This window comes from Kluyvera chengduensis, assembly GCF_044197065.1.
Classification (GTDB): domain Bacteria; phylum Pseudomonadota; class Gammaproteobacteria; order Enterobacterales; family Enterobacteriaceae; genus Kluyvera; species Kluyvera ascorbata_C.
Window position 1 is genome coordinate 1 of the sequence record NZ_JBIQOI010000012.1, and the last position, 22,198, is coordinate 22,198.

18 protein-coding genes and 1 riboswitch are annotated in these 22,198 nt (G+C 55.8%); of the genes, 7 read left to right on the plus strand and 11 right to left on the minus strand.

Features of this window, described 5'->3' with window-relative positions:
* Positions 1-321: 321 nt before the first annotated feature.
* Complete coding sequence (gene murI / locus ACH1XZ_RS20965) at positions 322-1,179, minus strand: glutamate racemase (RefSeq protein WP_395597025.1); 858 nt, start codon at positions 1,177-1,179, stop codon at positions 322-324.
* On the minus strand, positions 1,124-3,007 hold the full coding sequence (btuB, locus tag ACH1XZ_RS20970; protein ID WP_395597026.1) for a TonB-dependent vitamin B12 receptor BtuB: 1,884 nt from the start codon (positions 3,005-3,007) through the stop codon (positions 1,124-1,126). Before btuB ends, murI begins: the two co-directional genes overlap by 56 nt.
* Before the next feature lie 65 nt (positions 3,008-3,072).
* A riboswitch (cobalamin riboswitch) is annotated at positions 3,073-3,259 on the minus strand.
* A 114-nt stretch (positions 3,260-3,373) separates the two neighbouring features.
* Between btuB and trmA the strand changes: the two genes are divergently transcribed.
* A complete protein-coding gene (gene trmA, locus ACH1XZ_RS20975; RefSeq protein ID WP_395597027.1) occupies positions 3,374-4,474 on the plus strand; it encodes a tRNA (uridine(54)-C5)-methyltransferase TrmA in 1,101 nt (366 codons plus the stop codon).
* Positions 4,475-4,561: 87 nt separating this feature from the next.
* Here the strand turns inward: trmA and ACH1XZ_RS20980 are convergent, their stop codons facing one another.
* Positions 4,562-4,918, minus strand: a complete 357-nt coding sequence (locus ACH1XZ_RS20980) for a YijD family membrane protein (protein WP_395597028.1) — start codon at positions 4,916-4,918, stop codon at positions 4,562-4,564.
* 15 nt (positions 4,919-4,933) lie between these two features.
* On the minus strand, positions 4,934-5,569 hold the full coding sequence (gene fabR, locus ACH1XZ_RS20985; protein ID WP_395597029.1) for an HTH-type transcriptional repressor FabR: 636 nt from the start codon (positions 5,567-5,569) through the stop codon (positions 4,934-4,936).
* Positions 5,570-5,766: 197 nt separating this feature from the next.
* Between fabR and sthA the strand changes: the two genes are divergently transcribed.
* A complete protein-coding gene (gene sthA, locus ACH1XZ_RS20990) occupies positions 5,767-7,167 on the plus strand; it encodes a Si-specific NAD(P)(+) transhydrogenase (RefSeq protein ID WP_185668786.1) in 1,401 nt (466 codons plus the stop codon).
* Here the strand turns inward: sthA and oxyR are convergent.
* From oxyR to argC, 4 genes are all read right to left on the minus strand, one after another.
* Complete coding sequence (gene oxyR, locus ACH1XZ_RS20995; protein ID WP_035896652.1) at positions 7,150-8,067, minus strand: DNA-binding transcriptional regulator OxyR; 918 nt, start codon at positions 8,065-8,067, stop codon at positions 7,150-7,152. The genes sthA and oxyR overlap by 18 nt on opposite strands.
* Positions 8,068-8,343: 276 nt before the next feature.
* Positions 8,344-9,717, minus strand: coding sequence for an argininosuccinate lyase (gene argH, locus ACH1XZ_RS21000; protein WP_395597030.1), 1,374 nt, complete (start codon positions 9,715-9,717; stop codon positions 8,344-8,346).
* A 115-nt stretch (positions 9,718-9,832) separates the two neighbouring features.
* A complete protein-coding gene (argB, locus tag ACH1XZ_RS21005; RefSeq protein ID WP_395597031.1) occupies positions 9,833-10,609 on the minus strand; it encodes an acetylglutamate kinase in 777 nt (258 codons plus the stop codon).
* 9 nt (positions 10,610-10,618) lie between these two features.
* Positions 10,619-11,623 carry an N-acetyl-gamma-glutamyl-phosphate reductase gene (gene argC / locus ACH1XZ_RS21010; protein ID WP_185668790.1) on the minus strand — a complete coding sequence of 335 codons (1,005 nt, stop codon included), beginning with the start codon at positions 11,621-11,623 and terminating at the stop codon, positions 10,619-10,621.
* Positions 11,624-11,776: 153 nt separating this feature from the next.
* Between argC and argE the strand changes: the two genes are divergently transcribed.
* From argE to ACH1XZ_RS21025, 3 genes are all read left to right on the plus strand, one after another.
* Entirely contained in the window at positions 11,777-12,928 is a 1,152-nt protein-coding gene (gene argE, locus ACH1XZ_RS21015; RefSeq protein ID WP_395597032.1) for an acetylornithine deacetylase, read from the plus strand.
* Positions 12,929-13,239: 311 nt separating this feature from the next.
* Entirely contained in the window at positions 13,240-15,891 is a 2,652-nt protein-coding gene (gene ppc / locus ACH1XZ_RS21020; RefSeq protein ID WP_395597033.1) for a phosphoenolpyruvate carboxylase, read from the plus strand.
* 127 nt (positions 15,892-16,018) lie between these two features.
* Positions 16,019-16,858 (plus strand): helix-turn-helix transcriptional regulator, encoded by an 840-nt coding sequence (locus ACH1XZ_RS21025; RefSeq protein WP_395597034.1) that lies wholly within the window; start codon positions 16,019-16,021, stop codon positions 16,856-16,858.
* On the opposite strand, the gene ACH1XZ_RS21030 is transcribed toward ACH1XZ_RS21025, so the two are convergent.
* The 3 genes from ACH1XZ_RS21030 to ACH1XZ_RS21040 form a co-directional block, all read right to left on the minus strand.
* Positions 16,845-17,201, minus strand: coding sequence for a PTS fructose-like transporter subunit IIB (locus tag ACH1XZ_RS21030; protein ID WP_395597035.1), 357 nt, complete (start codon positions 17,199-17,201; stop codon positions 16,845-16,847). The two genes, ACH1XZ_RS21025 and ACH1XZ_RS21030, sit on opposite strands and share 14 nt — an antisense overlap.
* A gap of 91 nt (positions 17,202-17,292) precedes the next feature.
* Positions 17,293-17,613, minus strand: coding sequence for a PTS fructose-like transporter subunit IIB (locus ACH1XZ_RS21035; RefSeq protein ID WP_395597036.1), 321 nt, complete (start codon positions 17,611-17,613; stop codon positions 17,293-17,295).
* An 18-nt stretch (positions 17,614-17,631) separates the two neighbouring features.
* On the minus strand, positions 17,632-18,711 hold the full coding sequence (locus ACH1XZ_RS21040) for a PTS fructose transporter subunit EIIC (protein ID WP_395597037.1): 1,080 nt from the start codon (positions 18,709-18,711) through the stop codon (positions 17,632-17,634).
* Between the two features lie 311 nt (positions 18,712-19,022).
* Between ACH1XZ_RS21040 and ptsP the strand changes: the two genes are divergently transcribed.
* Complete coding sequence (gene ptsP / locus ACH1XZ_RS21045) at positions 19,023-21,524, plus strand: phosphoenolpyruvate--protein phosphotransferase (protein WP_395597038.1); 2,502 nt, start codon at positions 19,023-19,025, stop codon at positions 21,522-21,524.
* An 11-nt stretch (positions 21,525-21,535) separates the two neighbouring features.
* Entirely contained in the window at positions 21,536-22,198 is a 663-nt protein-coding gene (fsa, locus tag ACH1XZ_RS21050; protein WP_115073655.1) for a fructose-6-phosphate aldolase, read from the plus strand.

Consider the following 22,198-nt stretch of genomic DNA (forward strand, 5'->3'; position numbering starts at 1 on the left):
AGAGACTTGGTATTCATTTTTCGTCTTGCGACGTTAAGAATCCGTATCTTCGAGTGCCCACACAGATTGTCTGATAAATTGTTAAAGAGCAGTGCCGCTTCGCTTTTTGTCAGCGGCGCGGGATGTGCATAATACGCTTTCCCGCTTCAGAGTCAAGCATTTAATTTCGCTTTTCTCTGTTGAGATTCTCAGGAGAACCTCGCTGACCCGGCGGCTTGTTTGCCGTTGTTCCGTGTCAGTGGAGGCGCATTATAGGGAGTTCTGAGACGTTGACAAGCCCTGTTTTAAAAAAACTTTTCAACCGTCTCTTTTTTGCTCAAATCAGGCCGAAACAGGCAGTTTTTCGAGCGTTTCAAAGCCGTAGCGCTGTAAAACGGGTAAAAGTTGCTCAGTTTCTGTCGTCAACGCCATGCAGTATGCCAGATTCGCATCGCTGGATTTCGCATCCGGCGCTTCATGTTCTAACAACCAGGCTGTTCGACGCGCAATAGCTGCACCGGAATCCACCAGGCGGGTGCCTTCGGGAAGCACCTGCAGCAACTCATCCTGTAATAGAGGGAAATGCGTGCAGCCGAGCACGACGGTATCCGGTGGTTCTTGCATGCGCAACCACGGACGCAGAATACGGCGCAGCTCTTCCAGAGGAACCGCCTCACCGTGCAGTTTCGCTTCCGCCAGCTCCACCAGCTCAGCAGACCCCAGCATCTCGATACGGCATTCATTGGCAAAGCGCGAAATCAGCTCGTGGGTATAAGGACGTTTTACCGTGCCCCGCGTCGCCAACAATCCTACGATACGGTTAGCCGACAGGCGTGCAGCCGGTTTAATGGCAGGCACGACGCCCACAACCGGGAAGACAAACTTGTCGCGCAGCGCGGGCAGTGAGACCGTGCTGGCCGTGTTACAGGCGATCACCGCTAAAGCAAGCGGGTAGCGTGCCTGTACCGCAGTAACGATTTCCACGACGCGCTCAACGATAAACTCTTCACTCTTCTCCCCATAAGGGAAAGCGACGTTATCGAAAGCGTAGATGTAATGGAGATCCGGCAAGAGATGCCGGATCTCATCGTAGACCGACAACCCACCGACACCGGAGTCAAACACCAGTACGGTAGGACGTGGTTCAGAAGGTGTAGCTGCCAGACAAGGTGTATTCCCGTCCTGCAGTTTGGTAGCCATATGCTGTCTCGTAGTCTTTATCGAACAGGTTGGCTATTTTACCACGAACGGTCAGGTGTGAGGTGACAGGATATGACAATCCGATATCCCACAGACTCACGCCCCCCATTTTAACTCGACTAGAGGTGTTTGTTGTCTCGTCGTAGTTATTGTCATAGCGCTGCCCCAAATATTGGTAAGCGATATTCCAACCGAGATCGTAAACCTGCCCAGTTAACTCATACTTCACCTGCTGTTTCGCACGACGAGCAAGAACCTGGTTGGTTTCGTCATCACGCGGATCAACATACTGCAGCGTCAGGTGATGTTCTACCGGGCCGGTCGTGATGTTCCCCGTCCACTCAACGCCTTTAATGGTGGCCGACTTCACGTTGACGTACTGGCTGTAATTACTCGAGCTTTTATAATCAATCAGGTTTTGAATTTCATAGTGGTACGCAGAGAGCTTCCAATCCAGCGGTCCAGTAATCCCGTCAATTCCTGCTTCCCACTGCTTAGATTCTTCGGGTTGCAGATTCGGATTGGCAATGATGCCTCGGTTGCTTCCATATCCATAACGCGCTGCACCATACTGCTGTCCCAAAGAGGGTGCCAGGAAGCCGGTGCCATAAGAAAGCGTTGCGCGGTAACCATCAACAAATTCCCAACCCGCAGCAGTTTGCCACGTACCGTGCCAGCCAAACTGTTCATCGTGGTCCTCACGGCCCGATGCTTCCAGCGTCACGGTATCGATCTGCTGCTGACCGGTCAGGTAAAGCCCTGTCGTATCACGTTTATAGGCATCGGTTTTTGTCGTACTGCCGGACACCAGCTTTTCCTGCTTCCAGTCCACACCACCGCTAATCGCCCCGTGCCCAACCTCAAAATTGTTCCCCCACTGGATATAACGCTGTTCCATATCATCCAGCGTGGCTTGACCAGCATAGCGGCCGAGGTTATTCGTGTAGTTATAGTCTTTAAGATGCTGATAGTTAGCGATCAGTTGAGAAGAATAGATACCGGAGTTGTATCGCAGCCCGGTATCCCAGGATTGGTTGTAGTTCTGAGCTTCGTCATTACCTTCAGGAGAGCCATACATCGTATTCTGATCGTAATCACTGTTGGCCGTGTATCCATAACCACGGAAGAAGCCCGAGAAGTTCTCGTCAAACTTATGCTGCACGGCGCCCCAGAACAGTTTATTGCGATAGCCATCTCGGTCACTGTCACCGCTGTAAGCCGAATCAGGGACAATATTAAACCCCTTGGTCGTCTGATAAGCGCCCGCCGCCGTTATCATCGTGTCACCAAAGCGTTTATTCACCGCACCGTCATAAGTCTGGTAGCCATTCGAACCCATCCCGGCATTGATCTGTGCGCGTTCATCATCACTCATGGTAATGATGTTAACCACACCGCCAATAGCACCCGATCCATAAACAGCAGAACGCGGGCCACGGATATACTCAATACGCTGCACCAGCGAGACCGGAATCTGGCTAATATCGATACCGTTGGAAATACCCGGCCGCGCCATTGGGATCCCATCAATCAGCACCAGCACATGACGCGCTTCGGTACCACGCACATAGAGGTAAGAGCTATTTCCCATGCCACCGGTCTGCGAAATATCGACTCCCGGCAGCCGGCGCATCACATCATTAAGATCTTTGGACTGCCAGCGCTGAATATCCTCACGCGTAACCACATCGGTTGGGGCCAATACCGTATTAACCGGCTGTTGAAAACGGGTGCCCGTTACCACCATCGAGTCAGAATTGCTGTCTTGCGCCCAGCCGGAAAATGCCGTGACGGATAACGCCGTCATCAGCGAAGCTTTTTTAATCATTTTTAAAAGCATCCAAATAGAAAAGGGATGCCGCAGGTTTCATCAGTTGCTCGCGACGATAAAACCCCATGCGACGTTATCCGGCAGGTCTTCGGGCTTGGAGGCTATATAAAGAGGTGATGACTTCCCACGGCACGCCGCAGTGTCTGCATTAAATGCGCTCACCTCTTACCTTCCTTACCGCTGCGCGTCAGCCCCAGATTTACACTGGGTTCCCTTTTAACTCACAGGACCGGTACGGGGATGCTACATTTAGTTACATATAGATGTCCAGACTGCTATTTATGATTTTCACCGTCATCGGCGCTGGACATCCCCTGAACAAGCCCTACAATCCCCGCGTACTTTTATTATTCAGGATGCATCATGACCCCCGAACATCTCCCAACCGAACAGTACGACGCTCAGCTCGCCGAGAAAGTCACTCGCCTGCAAACAATGATGACGCCGTTTAGCGCTCCCGCGCCGGAGGTGTTTCGCTCGCCGGTCAGCCACTACCGTATGCGCGCGGAATTCCGCATCTGGCACGACGGTGATGACCTGTACCACATCATGTTCGATCAGCAGACCAAGAACCGCATCCGCGTAGATTCTTTCCCTGCGGCAAGCCAGCTAATTAACACCCTGATGACCGCCGTGCTCGACGGCGTTCGCGATAATCATACGCTGCGCCACAAGCTATTCCAGATTGACTACCTCACCACCCTGAGCAATCAGGCGGTGGTTTCGCTGCTGTATCATAAAAAGCTCGACGACGAGTGGCGCGAACAGGCCGAAGCGCTGCGTGACGCACTGCGCGCACAGGGGCTGGACGTGCACCTGATTGGTCGCGCGACCAAAACCAAAATCGCGCTGGATCAAGACTATATTGACGAGCGCCTGCCGGTTGCGGGCAAAGAGATGATCTATCGTCAGGTAGAGAACAGCTTCACCCAGCCGAACGCCGCGATGAACATTCAGATGCTGGAGTGGGCGCTGGATGCTACGCAGAATTCAAACGGCGATCTGCTGGAACTCTACTGCGGTAACGGTAACTTCTCGCTGGCGCTGGCGCGCAACTTTAACCGCGTACTGGCAACCGAAATTGCCAAACCGTCCGTGGCAGCAGCGCAGTACAACATTGCGGCCAACCAGATAGACAACGTGCAGATTATCCGCATGGCGGCAGAAGAGTTTACGCAGGCGATGAACGGCGTACGGGAATTTAACCGTTTGCAGGGAATTGACCTGAAAAGCTATCAATGTGAGACGATTTTCGTCGATCCACCACGTAGTGGCCTGGATAGCGAAACTGAGAAGATGGTGCAGGCGTATCCGAACATTCTGTACATCTCCTGTAACCCAGAGACGCTGTGCCAGAACCTGGAAACGTTGAGCCAGACGCACAACGTGACGCGCCTGGCGCTGTTCGATCAGTTCCCGTATACCCATCATATGGAATGCGGTGTGCTGTTAACGAAGAAGTAAGGAATGGTAGGCCGGATAAGCATAGCGCCATCCGGCTGTTCCTGAGCAGGTTGCCGGATGGCGGCGTTGCCTTATCCGGCCAACAGTTTACTGCTGTTCCTGCCTGCGGTTACGCAGCTTCACGCCAATCCAGAAGACCATCGCCACCGACAGTACCGCCGGGAAGAAGTTAGAGCCGATATCCGGATACTCTGCGCGCACCACGGTGCTATACAGCAGCACGCCAAGGATAAAGCAGGCGGCCGCCAGGCCCGGTAACCCGACCGGCATTGTACGGTTCTGATAACGTTGATGCAGGCAGTACACCGTCAGCACCAGCGCAATAATAGGGAATATAGAGAAAGGTACGATGGAGCTAAACAGTGCCGCAAACGTCCCGTTAATCGATAAGCCAGCCAACAGCGCCAGCAGCAGCGTACCTTTATCTTGACCTGACTGTTTCATTGCTCGTCTACCACCTTATTCGGACTGATGTGTCATCTTCTCTTGTTCACGGCGATACCAGTAGTATGCGCCCTTGGAGATCATCCGTAACTGCAGCACCAGCCGCTCTTCCAGCTGGCGACGCTGCTCAAGGCTTACATCCAGAGCCTCCGCTCCCGCGCTAAATACAATCGTCACCATCGCCTCAGCCTGCGCTTCCGTGAAGGCTCGGGGCATATGGTTTTCGATTTCCAGATAGTCGGCAAGTTCCGCAATAAAATGCTGAATTTCGCGGGCGACCGCGGCACGGAATGCCGCAGAAGTGCCTGAACGCTCGCGCAGCAACAGGCGGAAGGCGTTCGGGTTATTACCGATAAATTCCATAAAGGTTGAAACAGAAGTGCGGATAACGCTGCCGCCTTTGGCGATACGCTGGCGCGCCTGACGCATCAACTGACGCAGCATCAGACCGCTCTCATCGACCATGGTCAGCCCAAGCTCATCCACATCGCGGAAATGACGATAAAAGGAGGTTGGCGCAATCCCTGCCTCGCGCGCCACTTCGCGCAGGCTGAGGCTGGCAAAACTACGCTCGGCACTGAGTTGACTAAATGCCGCTTCCACCAGCGAACGCCGGGTTTTTTCTTTTTGTTGCGCTCTAACACCCATCACGATGACTGAATCCTTCCACAAGCCGTGTTGGCACTATACCAGAGAATAAAACGAATCGACTTACGCAGCTTTGTTAATGATTGTTTACATGCTATTTATGCTATTTCGTATGAAAAAAGCCCAACGATAATTGGGTTATTACTTCGATGATGTTATGATTCTGTTGCTTTTATGTATAAGAACAGGTAAGCCTTACCATGCCACATTCCTACGATTATGATGCAATAGTAATTGGTTCCGGCCCCGGCGGCGAAGGTGCTGCTATGGGTCTGGTGAAGCAAGGAGCCCGTGTCGCCGTTATCGAGCGTTATCATAATGTCGGCGGCGGCTGTACCCACTGGGGTACCATCCCGTCTAAAGCCCTTCGCCACGCCGTTAGCCGTATTATCGAATTCAATCAGAACCCTCTCTACAGCGACCACAGCAGACTTCTCCGCTCCTCATTTGCCGACATCCTGAATCATGCCGATAGCGTTATCAATCAGCAAACTCACATGCGTCAGGGCTTTTATGAGCGTAATCACTGTGAAATGTTGCAGGGTGACGCCCGCTTCGTCGATGAGCACACCATCGCCCTGGAGTGTCCGGACGGTTCCGTCGAAACGTTCACCGCCGATAAGTTCGTGATTGCCTGCGGCTCACGCCCGTATCGCCCGGCCGACGTCGACTTTACCCACCCGCGCATTTACGACAGCGACTCGATTCTCAGCCTGCACCACGAACCGCGCCACGTGATTATCTACGGCGCAGGGGTTATCGGCTGCGAATATGCCTCTATCTTCCGTGGAATGGAGGTTAAGGTTGATCTCATCAACACCCGCGACCGCCTACTGGCCTTCCTCGATCAAGAAATGTCAGATTCACTCTCTTACCACTTCTGGAACAGCGGCGTGGTTATTCGCCACAACGAAGAGTACGAGAAGATTGAAGGCGTGGACGATGGCGTGATTATGCACCTGAAGTCTGGCAAAAAGCTCAAAGCCGACTGCCTGCTGTTCGCCAACGGACGTACCGGTAACACCGATTCGCTGTCGCTGGAAAACATCGGGCTACAGGCCGATGGCCGCGGTCAGCTGAAAGTGAACAGCATGTACCAGACCGCGCTGCCGCACGTCTATGCCGTCGGTGATGTTATCGGTTATCCGAGCCTGGCTTCAGCTGCTTACGATCAAGGCCGCATTGCCGCGCAGGCGTTAATGAAAGGTGAAGCAAGCGCGCACCTGATTGAAGATATCCCAACCGGTATCTATACCATTCCTGAAATCAGCTCTGTCGGCAAAACCGAGCAGCAGCTCACCGCAATGAAAGTGCCGTACGAAGTCGGTCGTGCCCAGTTCAAACACCTGGCGCGAGCGCAAATCGTCGGTATGAGCGTGGGGAGCCTGAAGATCCTGTTCCATCGGGAGACCAAGGAGATCCTCGGCATTCACTGCTTTGGCGAGCGCGCGGCCGAGATTATTCATATCGGTCAGGCGATTATGGAGCAAAAAGGTGGCGGTAACACCATTGAGTACTTCGTTAACACCACCTTTAACTACCCGACCATGGCGGAAGCCTATCGGGTAGCGGCGCTAAACGGCTTAAACCGCCTGTTTTAACGCTTTATCGAAATGGCCGTCCATCGTTTCACGGACGGCCTCTGCCAGCTGCTCATAGCGGCCGCGTAGAGGCGATCCCGGACGATAGACCAGGCCAACGGTGCGGCGTGGTTCCGGCTTAATGCACGGCAGGTACACAACGCCATCGCGCTGGCGTTCCTGCGGCACGGCTAACGCTGGCAGCAGCGTAATACCGCTCCCCGCCGCCACCATATTGCGCAGCGTTTCCAGACTGGTTGCGCGGAAGTGAGTATCTTCATCCGCACCCGCTTCAAAGCAGAAGCCCATCGCCTGGTCACGCAGGCAGTGCCCATCTTCCAGCATCAGCAGCTTCTCACCGGCCAGATCCGACATCGGCACGCGATCGCGCTCTGCCCACGGGTGATCGGCATAGATAGCCAGCATCATCGGCTCGTCGAACAGCGGCACCTCAATAAAGGCTTCACTCTCTTTCACCAGCGCCAGAATCGCACAGTCCAGCTTACCGCTGTCGAGCTGCGCCAGCAGTTGATGGGTCTGCGCTTCATGCAGGTACATTTCGAGCTTCGGGAAGGTCTGGTGCAGCATGGGAATAATATGAGGCAGCAGATACGGGCCAACGGTTGGGATCAGGCCGATATGCAACGGGCCGGACATTGTCTCCCCCTGCTGGCTTGCCATCTCCTTCAGCACTTTGACCTCGCGTAACACGGTACGCGCCTGGTCCACCAGCAGCAGCCCCGCCTGGGTGAACAGCACTTTGCGGCTGGTACGCTCCAGCAGCATGACGCCCAGTTCATCTTCCAGCTTACGAATCTGCCCACTTAGGGTTGGCTGGCTGACATGGCAGGAATCTGCCGCCCGGCGGAAGTGCCGGTGTTCAGCTAACGCTACCAGGTATTCAAGATCACGAATATTCATTATTCATCCTCCATCGCCACGATAGTTCATGGCGATAGATAGAATAGCAATGAATGATTATCCCTATCAAGCGTTCTGTTCAATAATACACCACAGAAACAGGTGACCCTTGTTTAACCCTTGAAGTCGTCACACTGATTCGGAGTTTCTCTCAAACTCGACAAACAAAGCCAACATGAACGTTTGCGGGCCCCGTGGCCCGCTTTTTTTTGGCCGTAAAAAACCCGGCGTCGCTGCGCTCGGCCGGGCTACATCAGGTGTAAAAACTTCGCTCAATTACGCGAGGCGCGTCTTCGCGTCGCTAATCGCCTGCGCGACCTGCTTCGGTGATACACCACCTTTTGCCGCACGCTTATCAAGACAGGATTGCAGCGACAGAATCGGGTAGACGTCATCGCCAATCACCGCGCTGAATTTTTGCAGGTCGGCCAGCGCCAGATCTTCCAGCGGTTTGCCCTGAGCAATGGCTTCAACCACCGCTTCGCCCACGATATGGTGCGCTTCACGGAATGGGACGCCTTTCGCCACCAGATAATCCGCCAGCTCGGTGGCGTTCGCATAACCCTGCTGCGCCGCTTCCTGGCAACGCGGACGTTTCACCTGAATGCCGTCCAGAACCAGCGCCGCCATATGCAGGCAGTCCATCCAGGTATCAAGCGCGTCGAATACGCCTTCTTTGTCTTCCTGCATATCTTTGTTGTAGGCCAGCGGCAGACCTTTCAAGGTCATCATCATGCCGGTCAGCGCACCCTGCACGCGGCCGCACTTGCCGCGGATAAGCTCGAGCGCATCCGGGTTTTTCTTCTGCGGCATCAGGGAAGAACCTGATGTCACGCGGTCAGACAGTTCAACAAAGCCTGCTTCACCGGTATTAAAGAAGATAAGGTCTTCTGCAAAGCGCGACAGGTGCACCATGCCGATAGAAGCATCAGACAGCAGCTCCAGCACGTGGTCACGGTCAGAAACGCTGTCCAGGCTGTTGCGAGTCGCGGACGCAAAGCCCAGCCAACCTGCCAGCTGTTCACGGTCGATTTCATAAGCAGTACCCGCCAGCGCGCCGCAGCCCAGTGGGCTCACGTCCAAGCGCTTAAGGGTATCCTGCAGGCGGCTTTCGTCACGCGCCAGCATCTCAACGTAGGCCAGACACCAGTGCGCGAAGGTTACCGGCTGCGCACGCTGCAGGTGCGTATAGCCCGGCATCACCGCATCCTGGTTGGCCTGTGCGGTGTCGACCAGCGCGCTTTGCAGCTGGCGAATTGCCGTCAGCAGCTCAGCAACGGTATCTTTGCACCACAGTTTGAGGTCAGTCGCGACCTGGTCGTTACGGCTACGCCCGGTGTGCAGCTTTTTACCCAACTGGCCCACTTTGTCGATAAGCTTGCCTTCAACCCAGCTATGGATATCTTCGGCATCGCTTTCCAGGATCTGCTGCGGGTTGGCCTGCACTTCTTCCAGCAGTACGCCCAGCGCAGCTTCCAGCTGAGATTGCTCTTCCGCCGTCAGAACGCCGACCGTTACCAGCGCTTTGGACCAGGCAACAGAGCCAACGATATCCTGCTCCGCCAGGCGATAGTCAAAGCGTAAAGAGTCATTGAACTGTTTGAACCGCTGATCCGCTGCCTGAGTAAAACGCCCACCCCAAAGTGCCATAACATGCTTCCTTAATTTCTTCGATTTCACTGCCGGATGGCGCTACGCTTATCCGGCCTACAGGTTCTTTTCACGTAGGCCCGATAAGGCGTAGCCGCCATCGGGCACATAAATATTAAGCCAGAATACGCGTACCAATCGGCGTGCCGTTAAACAGCGCCGGCAGTTGCTCCGCGTGACGCCATGAGGCGATATCCACCGGGCGACCCAGCGTACGCGCCGCATCAAGCGCCGCGTTCACCTTCACAATCATCCCGTCGGTAATAATGCCCTGTTCGATAAGCTGTTCGGCCTTCTCTGCGGTCATTTCAGCAATACGCTGGCCTTTACCGTCGAGAATACCGCTTACGTCGGAGAGCAGAATCAGGTCTGCGCCAAGCGTTGCCGCCAGCGCAGTTGCCGCCTGGTCAGCGTTGACGTTCATCAGTTGCCCTTCGGCGGTCACACCGATAGAGCTCACCACCGGCAGGAAACCACCTTCCAGCAGCAGATTAATCAGTTTAGGCGAACCCGGCTGTGCCAGACCCACGTGGCCCAGTTCTTCATCCAGCTTAGTAACCTGCACACTGTCGCCATCGCCGAGGAACAGACCAACGGAGGCGATATCATGCTTCTTCGCCCACGCCAGCAGCGTTTTGTTGGCGGTACCCGCCAGCGCGCCGGTAATAATGTCGATTTGATCGGCAGGCGTGACGCGCAGACCATTTTTCTTTTTCACCGGCAGGTTAAGCTGTTTCATTAGCTCATCTACCACGCAGCCGCCGCCGTGGACAATCACCAGCGGGCGCTGATGCGACTCGCGGTAGTTGACCAGCGCGGTAAACAGACGCTCCAGCGCCTCTTCGCTATCCAGTAACACGCCGCCCAGTTTGATAATTAATGGATTCATCATCGTCACACCTTAAATAAGAGACTGCGTCTCAGCGAAGCCGAAACGGATATTGGCGCACTGCACGGCCTGTGCGGCAGCGCCTTTCAATAGGTTGTCTTCAGTGGCCACGACGATCAGGTGCTCGCCCTGCACCGCAAAACCGATATCGCAGAACGGCAGGCCGACCACGTTTTTCAGTGCCGGAACGCCCTTCTCGTATAAACGTACCATCGGCTTGTCGCCGTAGGCCTGTTGTAAGGTTTCCGCCACCTGCGCGTGGGTCACGCCCGGCTTCAAACGGCAGGTAATGGTTTCCAGAATACCGCGCGGGAAGTTGCCCAAGTGCGGGGTGAAAATCACCTCCGCGCCCAAGTGGCTGGCGATTTCCGGCTGATGGCGATGAGTGAACACGCCGTACGGCTGCAGGCTCACTTCGCAGAAGCTATTGGAGATAGCCGCTTTACGCCCCGCGCCGCTCACGCCGCTGGTCGCGTTGATCACCGGCCACTGGTTGAGATCCAGCAGATCGGCATCAATCAGAGGTTTCAGGGAAAGCTGCGCCGCCGTCGGGTAACAGCCCGGCACCGCAATCAGGTTCGCCTCTTTCAGCGCCTCGGCGCTCCACTCGGCCAGACCATACACCGCCTGCGCCAGCAGCTCAGGGTGCTGATGGGTAAACCCGTAGTATTTTTCATAGAAGGCGCCGTCGTTCACGCGGAACGCACCGGAAAGGTCGAACACCACGCAGCCTGCCGCGAGGAACTGCGGGGCCAGATCGTGACTCACTTCGTGGGCAGTCGCCAGGAACACCACATCAACACCGGCGCTGAACTCGCTGATGTCGGACATCGGCTGCAGCGGCAGATCGACAATCCCTTTCAGCTGTGGATGCAAATCGGAGATTAACTTTCCTGCATCATTGCTTTGCGCTGAGACCGTCAAAGCGGTTATGTTCATATGAGGATGGCGATTTACATAGGTCACAAGCTCTGCGCCAGCGTAACCGCTCGCGCCCACAATCAGCGTATTCAACATCGGGGCTGTTCACCTTCTTATGTCCGTTTGCCTGATTAAGCGTTTTCTATTCACCCTACCGTTGGTGGGTTTTCTTACGCCTAATGATAATGTATTTTTATTCACAAATACTGCATGAATATTGATACTATCATGACCCGAGGTGTGTCAACAATGAAAAACAATTTACCCCCATTTATCGAGATTTACCGTGCGTTGATCGGCACTCCTTCCATCAGTGCAACCGAAGAAGCGCTCGATCAGAGCAATGCGTCTTTAATCACTCTGCTTGCTGACTGGTTCGCCTCATTAGGCTTCAACGTTGAGGTACAGCCGGTTCCCGGCACGCGCAATAAATTCAATCTGCTGGCCAGCACCGGACACGGCGCGGGCGGGCTGCTGCTCGCCGGTCATACCGATACCGTGCCGTTCGACGACGGCCGCTGGACCCGCGACCCGTTTACCCTCACCGAGCATGACAACAAGCTCTACGGTCTGGGCACTGCCGACATGAAAGGCTTCTTCGCCTTTATTCTGGACGCGCTGCGTGATGTTGACGTGACGACGCTGAAAAAGCCGCTCTATATTCTGGCAACCGCCGATGAAGAGACCAGCATGGCGGGCGCGCGTTACTTCTCTGAATCCACCGCGCTTCGCCCGGACTGCGCCATCATCGGCGAACCGACTTCGCTACAGCCGGTGCGCGCGCATAAAGGTCATATGTCGAACGCCATCCGCGTGATGGGCCAGTCCGGCCACTCCAGCGACCCGGCGCGCGGCGTCAACGCCATTGAAATTATGCACGACGCCATTGGCCGCGTGATGCAGCTGCGCGACTCACTGAAAGAGCGCTATCACTACGACGCGTTCACCGTGCCGTATCCAACGCTCAACCTCGGCAGCCTTCACGGCGGCGATGCCTCCAACCGTATCTGCGCCTGTTGCGAACTACACATGGACATCCGTCCGTTGCCGGGCATGACCTTGAACGATCTGAACGGCCTGCTCGACGAAGCCCTTGAGCCGGTCAGCGCCCAGTGGCCGGGCCGCCTGACGATTAGCGAGCTGCACCCACCGATTCCAGGCTATGAATGCCCACCGGATCACCAGCTGGTTCAGGTGCTGGAAAAACTGCTCGGTACCAAGACCGAAGTGGTGAATTACTGCACCGAAGCACCGTTTATCCAGACCCTGTGCCCGACCATCGTCCTGGGCCCAGGCTCGATTAACCAAGCGCACCAGCCGGACGAATACCTGGAAACGCGCTTTATTAAGCCGACGCGCGAATTAATTACCCAGGTCGTGCATCACTTCTGCTGGCACTAATGTGTTCTGCCCGGTGGCGATATGCTTACCGGGCCTCCCCCGCCCGTAGGCCGGATAAGCGCAGCGCCATCCGGCATATCTCCGCCCCCGCTTTCCCGCGATCACCTTCACATTTTCATAAGCATTTCTTATCTGGCACGATACGAATTAACTTTCATAAATTGTCGCGATTTATTCGTTTGCTGAAGCGATTTCGCAGCAATTGACGTACGGGTTTTTACGTGGCTTTATAAAAGAGGTGTCTTTATCTCGCCCTTACGTTCCAGGGGTTGGGATATAACAAAATAAAATGAGATGGGGTGTCTGGGTTAATGAACGAACAATATTCCGCATTGCGTAGTAATGTCAGTATGCTCGGTAAAGTGCTAGGCGATACCATCAAGGATGCGCTTGGTGAGAACATTCTTGACCGTGTAGAAACGATCCGTAAGTTGTCCAAATCTTCTCGTGCGGGCAACGAAGCCAATCGCCAGGAGCTGCTCACCACGCTGCAGAACCTGTCCAACGATGAACTGCTGCCGGTCGCCCGCGCGTTCAGTCAGTTCCTGAACCTGGCTAACACCGCCGAGCAGTACCACAGCATTTCGCCAAAAGGCGAAGCGGCAAGCAACCCGGAAGTGATTGCTCGTACCCTGCGTAAACTCAAAGACCAACCCAATCTCGACGAAACCACGATTAAAAAAGCCGTTGAATCCCTGTCGCTGGAGCTGGTGCTCACCGCGCACCCTACGGAAATCACGCGTCGTACGCTGATTCACAAGATGGGTGAAATCAACAACTGCCTGAAGCAGCTTGATAACAATGATATCGCCGACTACGAACGCAACCAGGTGATGCGCCGTCTGCGCCAGCTGATTGCCCAGTCCTGGCACACCGATGAAATTCGTAAGCATCGCCCAAGCCCGGTTGATGAAGCCAAATGGGGCTTTGCGGTAGTGGAAAACAGCCTGTGGGAAGGCGTACCAAACTACCTGCGTGAACTGAACGAACAGTTGGAAGAGAACCTCGGTTACCGGCTGCCGGTCGATTTCGTGCCGGTACGCTTCACCTCCTGGATGGGCGGCGACCGCGACGGTAACCCGAACGTGACCGCGGAAATCACCCGCCACGTGCTGCTGCTCAGCCGCTGGAAAGCGACCGACCTGTTCCTGAAAGACATTCAGATCCTGATTTCTGAACTGTCGATGGTCGAATGTACCGACGAGCTGCGCGAACTGGTTGGCGAAGCGGGTGCCACCGAACCGTATCGCTTCCTGATGAAAAACCTGCGCACTCGCCTGCTGTCCACCCAGGCATGGCTGGAAGCACGCCTGAAAGGTGAGCGTCTGCCAAAACCGGCGGGCCTTATCAGCCAGAACGAACATCTGTGGGAACCGCTGTATGCCTGCTATAAATCACTGCAGGCCTGCGGTATGGGTATTATCGCCAACGGTGAACTGCTCGACACCCTGCGCCGCGTGAAGTGCTTTGGCGTGCCGCTGGTGCGTATCGATGTGCGTCAGGAAAGCACCCGTCACACCGAAGCGCTGGGCGAACTGACCCGTTATCTCGGCATCGGCGACTACGAAAGCTGGTCAGAAGCCGACAAACAGGCCTTCCTGATCCGCGAACTGAATTCCAAACGTCCGCTTCTCCCGCGCAGCTGGGAGCCAAGCAATGAAACTCGCGAAGTCCTCAATACCTGTAAAGCGATTGTCGATGCCCCTATCGGCTCGGTCGCTGCTTACGTTATCTCAATGGCGAAAACGCCGTCCGACGTACTGGCGGTGCACCTGCTGTTGAAAGAGGCGGGCATTACCTTTGCGCTGCCGGTGGCTCCGCTGTTCGAAACCCTCGACGATCTGAACAACGCCGACGACGTCATGACTCAGCTGCTGAGCATCGACTGGTATCGCGGCTTTATTCAGGGCAAGCAGATGGTCATGATTGGCTATTCTGACTCCGCCAAAGACGCGGGCGTGATGGCGGCATCCTGGGCGCAGTACCAGGCGCAGGATGCGTTAATCAAAACCTGCGAGAAAGCGGGCATCGAGTTGACGCTGTTCCACGGTCGCGGTGGCTCCATCGGCCGCGGCGGCGCACCGGCGCACGCTGCGCTGCTCTCCCAGCCTCCAGGCAGCCTGAAAGGCGGGCTGCGCGTGACCGAACAGGGCGAGATGATCCGCTTCAAATACGGTCTGCCAGAAATCACCGTCAGCAGCCTGTCGCTGTACACCAGCGCCATTCTGGAAGCGAACCTGCTGCCACCGCCAGAGCCAAAAGAAGAGTGGCGCGGCATCATGGACGAACTGTCGGATATCTCCTGCGAGATGTACCGCGGCTACGTGCGTGAAAACAAAGATTTCGTGCCGTACTTCCGTTCCGCCACGCCGGAGCAGGAACTGGGCAAACTGCCATTAGGTTCACGCCCGGCAAAACGCCGTGCAACCGGCGGCGTCGAGTCACTGCGTGCGATTCCATGGATCTTCGCCTGGACGCAGAACCGCCTGATGCTGCCAGCCTGGTTGGGCGCTGGCGCCGCGCTGCAAAAAGTGGTCGAAGACGGCAAGCAGAGCAAACTGGAAGCCATGTGTCGCGACTGGCCGTTCTTCTCTACCCGTCTGGGCATGCTGGAGATGGTCTACTCGAAGGCTGACCTGTGGCTGGCGGAATACTACGATCAGCGTCTGGTGAAAAAAGAGCTGTGGGGTCTGGGTACCGAACTGCGCGAACAGCTGGAAGCCGACATCAAAGTGGTGCTGGATATCGCCAACGATGCGCACCTGATGGCCGACCTGCCGTGGATTGCCGAGTCTATCCAGCTGCGTAACGTCTACACCGACCCGCTGAACGTTCTGCAGGCCGAACTGCTGTACCGCTCACGTAAAGCAGAGGAAGAAGGTCAGGAACCAAACCATAACGTTGAGCAGGCGCTTATGGTCACCATCGCGGGCGTTGCTGCCGGTATGCGTAACACCGGTTAATCTCTCCCCCATGTAGCCCGGCCGAGCAAAGCGACGCCGGGACGTACCCAAAAGGCCACATTCTTTGTGGCCTTTTTTTATCCCCTCGGTTAAGGTTTCTTCGTTGTTCACGACGACAGGGAACCCCATGCATTCCGATATCAACCCACTGCTTTCCCACATCACTTCAGGCATCACGCCGCTGCAGAAAATCTGGTTTGCCGGGAATCACTCTCCTGTGCCGGAGATGGCTTTCCAGGTCGATTTCCCCCGGCTGGAGATCCTGCTTGAAGGGCAGCTCACCGATGCCGCGCTGGGTGAATCCATGCAGACGCTCGATGTGCTTTATGTTCCGGCTGGCGGCTGGAATTTCCCGCAGTGGCAGAGTCCGGTCACGACGCTGAGCATTCTGTTTGGCAAACAGCAGCTGGGATTTAGCGTGCAACAGTGGGATGGGCAACAGTTGAAAAACATGGCCAAGCAGCACGTCGCCCGCCGCGGCCCGCGTGTCGGCTCTTTCTTGCTGCAAACCATGAGTGAGATTCAGATGCAGCCGCAGGAGCAGCAAACCGCCCGGCTGATAGCCACCAGCCTGATTAGCCACTGCGCCGACCTGCTCAGCAGCCAGATCCAGACCGCCTCACGCAGCCAGGCGCTGTTCGACGCGATTCGCGAATATATCGATAGCCACTTTGCCGAACCGCTGACCCGCGAATCCGTCGCGCAGGCGTTCTACATCTCCCCCAACTACCTGTCGCACCTGTTCCAGAAAAGTGGAGTGATGGGGTTTAACGAATACCTCAACCACACGCGGCTGGAACACGCCAGACGGTTGTTGAAGGGCTACGACCTGAAGGTCAAAGAGATCGCCCACGCTTGTGGGTTTGTCGACAGCAACTACTTCTGCCGTCTGTTTCGTAAAAATACCGACCGCTCACCGTCAGAGTACCGTCGCCAGTACCACAGCCAGCTGACTACGACAGAGTAATATGCGTGTGCTGCGGCGCGGAAAGCAGCTTGCGCACTGCGGTCATGACCTTCTGCGGCTCGCGTAAAAAGGCGCTAATCCCAGACTGCACATAGCGGCTCTGGGTAAAACGGTCTGCGCCATTCAGTTCAATATCGGTAATCAGGAGCACCGCGTCTGCACGGCGGATATCCTCTTCCGTCAGCGCATTTTCAATGCCGAGCGCACCTTGCGTTTCTATCTTTATGGTCCACTTTTCCTGCTGACAGAGTTTTTCCAGACGTTCCGCCGCCATATACGTGTGGGCAACCCCACTCACGCAGGCCGTTACTGCCACCAGCATTCTTCCGCTCGTTACCGTCATCGTCTCCTCCTTGCAGAAAACAAACGCTGGCGGGCGCAAAAATCCTTTCGCGTCCGCCAGTGGCTAAGTTCCTATGGTATCGGGGTAAAACTTACGCACTCTGCGCTAAGTGTGCCTCAATCTTATTCATAATAGCGTCGGCGCGTTTAACCGCATCGCTAATATTCACCCGCACAATGGTTTTCCCTGCAAAACGCTCTTCGGCCTTAATACCGATATCTTTGGTCAGAATCACCATATCGGCGGCAGCGACATCGCTCGCCGTCAGCTCATTTTCCTGACCAATTGACCCCTGCGTTTCGACCTTCACGTTCCAGCCTTTCGATTTTGCCGCACTTTCCAGCGCTTCTGCTGCCATATACGTGTGTGCGACGCCGGAAGGACAAGCTGTTACCGCAATAATATTGGTCATAATCTTCTACCTTCTCAATTAGTTAATTTCAAAATCTAAATCTAAGTCGTCTTCTTTTTCGACAACCGCTTTTTTGTTCTTACGCGCCAGGCTTTTCAGGACGTTGACGCTAACCGCCGTCACCACCGCACCAACCACTATCGCCAGCAGGTAGCCCATCTTGCCTTCAACCACCGGCAGGACAATCAAGCCGCCCCACCCGGCGTAGCACTGTGCCCCCATCAGCGCGGCGGTCACGGTGCCGCAGACGGAGCCCAGCATAATGGAAGGGATCACGCGCAGCGGGTCGGCCGCCGCGAACGGAATCGCTCCTTCAGTTACCCCTACGCAGCCCATGACCAGCGCGGCTTTCCCCGCTTCACGCTCTTCATTGTTAAAGTTTTTACGGTTAATCAGCGTTGCCAGCCCCAGACCCAGCGGCGGAACGCAGATGCCGACAGCGGCAATCGCCACCACGGTATAGACGCCCTGAGAAACGCAGATCAGCATGAAGGCGTAGGCCACTTTATTCACCGGACCGCCCATATCGAACGCCAGCATCAGGCCCATAATCACCGCCAGCACCACAATGCTGCCAGCCTGCATACCTTGCAGCCACTGCGTCAGGCTGGAGGTCAGCAGACCCACTGGCTCACCCAGTCCCCACATCATGACGCCCGCGGTAATAAAGGTGCCGACGATAGGAATCACGAAGATTGGCATCACCGAGCGCAGCACTTTGTGCACCGGAATTTTCTTCAGGTAATAGACCACGATGCCGCCGATAATCCCGGCAATCAGCGCACCGAAGAAGCCTGCACCAAAGCTATTCCCCACCCACGCGCCGATAGCGCAAGGCGCCAGCGCAGAGCGTTCAGCAATGGAGTAACCAATGTAAGCGGCCAGGAACGGCACCATCAGCGTCAGGCCCGCGACGCCAATATCAAAGAGTTTTTTCAGGTTAGGGTCGGTTGCTACATCAGGTACGGCCCCTTTGCCGTACAGCATGACGGAGACGGCCAGTAAAATGCCGCCTGCAACTACAAACGGGATCATGTGCGACACGCCAGTCATTAAATGCTGACGGGTGTTTTTGAGTATTTGCACCAATTCTTTCATCAGTCGCTCCTGGGCTTCTTCGGCCCATGTCTATTAGGGTGTTGTGGCAAACAATAGGCAATTGGCAGCAGGACAGACAGTGGATAAAAAGTGCATTTACTGGATTTTTGTAATGTCAGAAGAAAAATGCGAGCGACCTCAAAGTTAGCGCAACAACGTGGCAAATGCACCAGGTTAGCAACCTGTGAGGTTGCTCGCATTTTCCAGCAGACCATACATTTATCCAGTTTTTGACATAAATGTCAGATAGCATGGCCCTTCACAAGCCCCCTATTCTGTTACCCATATCGAATGATTTGGGAGAGAAGGTTATGGCATTGGTTGTTGAATTTGTCTGTGAATTACCGAACGGTGTACACGCCCGCCCGGCCAGTCACGTAGAGACGCTGTGCAACACATTTAGCTGCGATATCGAGTGGCATAACCTACGCACGGACCGTAAAGGCAATGCGAAAAGCGCGCTGGCGATTATCGGTACCGATACGCTCTCGGGCGATAGCTGCCGCCTGCTGCTGAACGGTGCGGATGAACAGAGCGCGCATCAACGCCTCTCCGCCTGGCTGAAAGAGGAGTTCCCGCTGTGCGACGCACCGCTGGCGCAGGTCGCCAGCGTAGAGCAGGAAGCACTGCCGGAGTCCTTAACCCGCCTCAACCCAACGCTATTCCGCGCGCTGCCGGTCTGTAACGGCAGCGCAGGCGGCGTGCTCACTCGCCTTGCAGCGCTGGATCTCAACAACCTCGGTGAACTGCCGCCAGCTAAGAGCGCGGAGCAAGAACAAGCCGCGCTGGATAGCGGCCTGACGCGGCTGGTCAGAACGCTGGAACTGCGGTTGTTAGACAACGACAGCACCGCCAGCGCCATCCTCGAAGCGCACCGTTCGCTCGCCACCGATACCTCGCTGCGCCAGCATTTACTGACGGGCGTGAATAACGGTCTAAGCTGTGCGCAGGCCATCGTTGAGAGCGCCAACCACTTCTGCGCCGAATTCGCCCGCTCCAGCAGCAGCTATTTACAAGAGCGCGCGCTGGACGTGCGCGACGTCGGCTTCCAGTTGCTGCAGCATATTTATGGTGAAGACCGCTTCCCGGCACCGGGCCAGCTGACCCAGCCGTCCATCTGCGTGGCGGAAGAATTGACCCCAAGCCAGTTCCTCGAACTGGACAAAACCCTGCTCAAGGGCCTGCTGCTGCAAAGCGGCGGCACCACCTCGCACACGGTCATTCTCGCCCGCTCCTTTAATATTCCAACCCTTGTGGGCGTGGAGATTGACTCCCTGACGCCGTGGCAGAATCAGTCGATTTACCTCGACGGCAACGCGGGCGCGGTGATTGTCGCCCCGACGGAGGCCATCACCCGTTATTACCAGCAGGAAGCGCGCGTACAGGCCGCCATTCGCGAACAGCAAAGCGTGTGGTTGCATAAAGCAGCGCGCACCGCTGATGGCATTCGGCTGGAAGTTGCCGCCAACATTGCCCACTCCGTTGAAGCGCAGGCCGCCTTTGGCAACGGCGCGGAGGCTGTCGGCCTGTTCCGCACCGAAATGCTCTATATGGACAGAGCCAGCGAGCCGAGCGAGAGCGAGCTGTACAACATTTTCTGCCAGGCGCTGGAATCCGCCGAAGGGCGTAGCATTATTATCCGCACCATGGATATCGGCGGCGATAAGCCGGTGGATTACCTCAATATTCCGGCGGAGAACAACCCGTTCCTTGGCTATCGCGCGGTGCGTATTTATGAAGAGTACTCTACGCTATTCACCACCCAACTGCGCGCGATTCTCCGCGCCTCCGCGCACGGCAGCCTGAAAATCATGATTCCGATGATCTCCTCCATGGAGGAGATTTTATGGGTCAAAGAGAAGGTGGCCGAAGCTAAACAGCAGTTGCGCAGCGAACACGTGCCGTTTGATGAGCGCATTCCGCTGGGCATCATGCTGGAAGTGCCGTCGGTGATGTTCATCATCGACCAGTGTTGCGAAGAGATTGATTTCTTCAGCATCGGCAGCAACGACCTGACCCAGTATCTGCTGGCGGTTGACCGTGACAACGCCAAAGTGACTCGCCACTACAACAGCCTGAATCCGGCCTTCCTGCGCGCCCTCGATTTCGCCGTGCAGGCGGTGCACCGTCAGGGGAAATGGATTGGTCTGTGCGGCGAGCTGGGCGCTAAAGGTTCGGTACTGCCGCTGCTGGTTGGGCTGGGAATGGATGAAATCAGCATGAGCGCGCCGTCGATTCCGGCGACCAAAGCGCGTCTGGCGCAGCTTGACAGCCGCGCCTGCCGCCAGTTGCTTAACCAGGCAATGGCCTGCCGTACGTCGCTGGAAGTGGAGCATCTGCTCGCCCAGTTCCGTATGAGCCAGCAGGACGCACCGCTGATTACCCCACGCTGCATTTCGCTCGACAACGACTGGCGCAGCAAAGAAGAGGTCATCAAAGGGATGACCGATAACCTGCTGCTCGCCGGGCGCTGCCGTTATCCGCGCAAGCTGGAAGCCGACCTGTGGGCGCGAGAAGCGGTCTTCTCCACCGGACTGGGCTTCAGCTTCGCCATTCCGCACAGCAAGTCAGAACATATTGAACAGTCGACCATCAGCGTCGCCCGCCTCCCCGCACCGGTAGCCTGGGGCGATGACGAGGCGCAGTTCATCATTATGCTGACGCTGAACAAACATGCCGCCGGAGACCAGCATATGCGCATCTTCTCGCGCCTGGCCCGCCGCATCATGCATGAAGAATTCCGCAGCGCACTGGTTAACGCCGCCTCTGCCGACGCTATCGCCAGCCTGCTGCAACACGAACTGGAACTTTAAGAGGAAATAGCATGGAACTGTATCTGGATACCGCCAACGTGCAGGAAGTTGAACGTCTGGCGCGCATTTTCCCGATTGTCGGCGTGACCACCAACCCGAGCATTGTGGCCGCCAGCCGTGAATCCATCTGGGACGTGCTGCCACGGCTGAAAAAAGCCGTGGGCGAAAACGGCACGCTGTTTGCCCAAACCATGAGCCGTACCGCCGAAGGCATGGTCGCCGACGCACGTAAGCTCAATGACGCGGTGCCGGGAATTGTGGTGAAGGTTCCGGTTACCGCCGAAGGTCTGGCAGCAATTAAGCTTCTGAAAAAAGAAGGTATCCCGACGCTTGGTACCGCCGTCTACAGTGCTTCTCAGGGTCTACTGGCAGCACTGGCCGGTGCAAAATACGTCGCGCCATACGTCAACCGCGTTGATGCCCAGGGCGGGGACGGCATTCGTATGGTTCAGGAACTGCAATCGCTGCTGGAGCTGCATGCCCCGGAGAGCAAAGTGCTGGCCGCCAGTTTTAAAACCCCGCGCCAGGCGTTGGACTGTTTATTGGCTGGATGTGAAGCCATCACACTTCCTTTAGATGTAGCGCAACAAATGCTCGGCACTCCCGCAGTAGAGTCAGCTATAGAGAAGTTTGAGCAAGACTGGAAAAACGCATTTGGTAATCTGAACCTGTAG